The 3,806-nt window shown below is 65.8% G+C and carries 5 protein-coding genes; 1 reads left to right on the forward strand and 4 read right to left on the reverse strand.

Annotation, left to right across the window (positions count from 1 at the left end; genetic code table 11):
- Positions 1–112: 112 nt before the first annotated feature.
- From JYJ84_RS30855 to JYJ84_RS30865, 3 genes are all read right to left on the reverse strand, one after another.
- Positions 113–583, reverse strand: a complete 471-nt coding sequence (locus tag JYJ84_RS30855) for an Lrp/AsnC family transcriptional regulator (RefSeq protein ID WP_006477376.1) — start codon at positions 581–583, stop codon at positions 113–115.
- 79 nt (positions 584–662) lie between these two features.
- Positions 663–1,322 carry an exonuclease gene (locus JYJ84_RS30860; RefSeq protein ID WP_122944148.1) on the reverse strand — a complete coding sequence of 220 codons (660 nt, stop codon included), beginning with the start codon at positions 1,320–1,322 and terminating at the stop codon, positions 663–665.
- Positions 1,319–1,963, reverse strand: a complete 645-nt coding sequence (locus tag JYJ84_RS30865) for an MBL fold metallo-hydrolase (protein ID WP_043185095.1) — start codon at positions 1,961–1,963, stop codon at positions 1,319–1,321. Before JYJ84_RS30865 ends, JYJ84_RS30860 begins: the two co-directional genes overlap by 4 nt.
- Before the next feature lie 656 nt (positions 1,964–2,619).
- On the opposite strand from JYJ84_RS30865, the gene JYJ84_RS30870 reads away from it, so the two are divergent.
- Positions 2,620–3,228, forward strand: coding sequence for a septal ring lytic transglycosylase RlpA family protein (locus tag JYJ84_RS30870; RefSeq protein WP_122944150.1), 609 nt, complete (start codon positions 2,620–2,622; stop codon positions 3,226–3,228).
- Positions 3,229–3,336: 108 nt separating this feature from the next.
- Here the strand turns inward: JYJ84_RS30870 and JYJ84_RS30875 are convergent.
- The coding region (locus JYJ84_RS30875) for an SAM-dependent methyltransferase (protein ID WP_240201926.1) at positions 3,337–3,806 on the reverse strand (470 nt) is incomplete at its 5' end.

Below are 3,806 nucleotides of genomic sequence, written 5' to 3' on the forward strand. Positions count from 1 at the left end.
GACTTCTTACGATATCATGCCTTGTCTGGTGGGCTCGGTGATGTGTTTACGAGACTGGGCGTGACCCGCTGCCGGCCACCGCGCCGGCAGGCCACCCGCGCAGGCCGGCGTGTTACAGAGGCAGTTGCGTGTCGAACTTGATCTCGCGCAGCACGACGCTCGTGCGCACCTGCGACACGGCGGGGATCTTGAAGATGCGTTCGTGCAGGAACACGTCGTAGGCCTTGATGTCAGGCGCGACGATCTTGAGGATGTAGTCGGCTTCGCCGGTCGTGCTGTAGCACTCGGTGACTTCCGGGCAGGTCGCGATCTCGCGCTCGAACTGCTCGACGCCGCCCTCGTTGTGGCGGGTCAGGTGCACGTGCGCGAGCGCGCACACATGCAGGCCGAGTTTCTCGCGATCGAGCAGCGCCGTGTAGCGCTGGATCACGCCCGACTGTTCCATGTCCTTGATGCGGCGCCAGCACGGCGTGCTCGACAGGCCGACCTGGTCGGAGATTTCCTGGACCGAACGGCGCGCGTCGAGCTGCAACAGGCGAAGGATTTTTTGCGAAAAGGAATCGAGCGTCACCTGCGCCTCCATGCGGCAGCTACAACACGCTGAATGTTAGAGGGCCGGGAAAGGAAAGGCAATCTGGCGTCGCGTTGTTGAGCGAGATTCGCTAATTTGCTCGCGGATCCGTGGGGATTTGTCCCGCCTCTGCGTTTTCCGACCGGTCGGTGTCCGATACCGCGAGGCCCGCGAGCGCGGCTTGCTGGCGGCGCAGGTCGGCGAGCATGTTGCAGAACAGCGCGCCTTGCTCGATCGCGTCGTCGAGCGCGACGTGCGTGTGCGGATGGTCGTCGAACCAGTGCTTCGGAAAGCGCGGCTTGATCGCCTTGCGGTACGGCAGGCCCGTCATCGCGAACGCGAGCGTCTTGATGTCGAGCGCCGACCACGAGAACGGGCAGCGCCCGGCGAAGCGCATCATGTACCAGAACATGAACGTGAAGTCGAAACCGGCCGGCATCGCGACGAACACCGGCTTGCCGGGCAGCGCCTCGACCCAGTCGACGTATGCGACGAGCGCGGCTTCGGGCGCCTGCAGATCCTTCCGGCACGCGGCCCATGCTTCGGGCTCGGTCTTCCACCACGCTTCCTGCACCGGGTGCGCCTGCGCGCCCGGCAGCGTGTCGAGATTGGCCGAGAACGTCGCGATCAGCTGCTTGTCCTCGGTATAGGCGGCCGACGCGAAGCTCAGCATCGAGTGCGGGCCGGGAATCGGGCCGTCGGCCTCGACGTCGGTGCTGACGTAGATTTCCGGGATGGCGGTCTGGTTCATCCAAATACCTTGTCGGACACGAACGGGTTCGTGCGGCGCTCGTCGCCGAACGTCGACACGGGGCCGTGGCCCGGCACGAACGTCACGTCGTCGCCGAGCGGCCACAGCTTCTCCTTGATCGACCGGACGAGATCCTCGTGATTGCCGCGCGGGAAATCGGTACGGCCGATCGAGCCCGCGAACAGCACGTCGCCGACGATCGCGACGCGATGCGCGCGGCTGAAGAACACGACGTGGCCGGGCGTATGGCCCGGGCAGTGATAGACCTCGAGCGTCTCGTCACCGAACTGCACGGTGTCGCCGTCGTTCAGCCAGTGGTCCGGCTCGAAGGTTTCGGCGGCCGGAAAGCCGAAGCGCTCGCTCTGCATCGGCAGCTTCTCGATCCAGAAGCGCTCTTCTTCCTGCGGCCCCTCGATCGGCACGCCGTAGTGCGTCGCGAGCGTCTTCGCGCCCGCGCAGTGATCGATGTGCCCGTGCGTGAGCAGCACCTTCTCGACCTGCACGTTCTGCCGCGCGACTTCCTGTTCGATCCGGTCGAGATCGCCGCCCGGATCGACGACGGCGGCGCGGCCCGTCTTCTCGCAGACGAGCAGCGAGCAGTTTTGCTGGAACGGCGTGACCGGAATGAGCGTGACTTTCATGGAGGCACCGGCGGCTAAAAGGAGCGATTGTACCGGTCGCGCGGGCCGCTTGCCGGCCGCGCGACGCGCGTCGCGATGCGCGCCTCCGGGCATTCCCGAAGCATGCCGATTGTTACAGCCATAGTGAGAATCAATGGTCCGAAGGGGGTGCTTTTCGGGTCGACGTTTTGGTTTATGTATAATGCGCCCCATTGAGCGTGAATTTCGCGCCATTCGCTGGTGTTTCGGCCCCGTTAAAAAGGGGCGTCGGAGGCACCGTCAAGCATCAGCCGCCGGGGAGTCCGGCGGTGTATCCAGCACCGAGTATTCGGTGCTCACGTCTTGTCCGGCCGGGTGCTGCGCGCCCGCCTGCGGCCCTGCTGCCGCGCCGCCGGATGAGGCCTGTGCCGCCGTTCCTGTGAGTCGGTCGTTTCGACGCGCGCGAACGTGAAGCCATGTTCGATGGCGGCATGTGGGGTCTGGTCAGGCTGTTGGGGACAGGTTGCGCCAGACGTGAAAACTAATCAGGACGGTTGCGGCATAGACGAATGCCGCGCCCATGCAAGCCGCCTGCTCGCATCCGAGCGGGGCGTGCACGCATTTGCCGTCCGGGCCGCGTGTCTGCGTTGTGAAGCAGCGTTGTAAGGGAGCGGCCCGAACCAGAAGGCGACACGTCGATGAATTTACGTTTTCCGAGTCGATTCGGGACCATTGCATTGTTTTTTGCGCTGACGGGCTGTGCGGTGCCACCCAGCCAGACCACCGGTAGCGCGAACCAGAAGAACGCCGTCGACAAGACGGCAGCCGCCGCGAAGGCGGATAGCGACAAGCAGCTGAATTTCGATTCCGCGCTGGCATCGATGCCGGCTGCCGACAGCAAGGACGCGAAGAAGTCGTCGCTGGCGGACGCCGAGCCGATCGACGGCAAGGATGTGTCCGATTTCCGCCAGACGGGCCGCGCATCGTGGTACGGGCGGGATTTCCACGGCCGCCGCACCGCGAACGGCGAGCGCTTCAACATGAACGCGCTCACCGCCGCGCACCGTACGCTGCCGCTGTCGTCGTACATCAAGGTGACGAATTCGTCGACCGGCAAGTGGGTCGTCGTGAAGGTCAACGATCGCGGGCCGTACAAGCGCGGCCGCGTGCTCGACCTGTCGTATGCGGCCGCGAAGCTGATCGGCCTCGTGCACGCCGGCACGGGCCGCGTGAAGATCGAAGGGCTGTCGCCGCAGGAAGCGCGCGAGGCGCGCGACGAAATGTTCGCGTCGATCTCGGCGAAGTAACGCAGCGGATCGACCGCTCATGCAAAAGGGCTGCCCGAGGGCAGCCCTTTGTCTTTCCTGCACCGCGCGACGCCGGCGCCGGTTTCCCGGTGCCGGCCGACTCGCGTGTCAGCCTTCATCCTTCAGTGCGAGCGCTCGCGCGTACAGCGTGTTGCGCGACGCGCCCGTCAGTGCGGCCGCGAGCTTGGCCGCGCTCTTCACCGGCACCTCTTCCAGCAGCAGCCTGAGCAACGCGTCGTGCGCGGTGTCGTCGGCTTCGCCGTTCGTCTCCGGCGCGCCTTCGACGACCAGCACGAATTCACCGCGCTGCCGGTTCGCATCGCCGGCGAGCCAGGTCTGTCCTTCGGCCAGGGTGCCCTGGAACAACTGCTCGTGTAGCTTGGTGAGCTCGCGCGCAATCAGCAGCCGGCGCGCGGGGCCGAACGCATCGGCGAGTGCGGCGACCGTTTCGGCGATCCGGTGCGGTGCCTCGTAGAACACCAGCGCATACGGGTGCGACACCAGCGCTTGCAGCGCGGTCGCGCGCTGCTTGGCCTTCGGCGGCAGGAAGCCCGCGAACGTGAACGCGCCGGCCCAGT

Origin of the sequence: Burkholderia sp. LMG 13014, from assembly GCF_905232215.1 — a bacterium.
Lineage (GTDB): Bacteria > Pseudomonadota > Gammaproteobacteria > Burkholderiales > Burkholderiaceae > Burkholderia.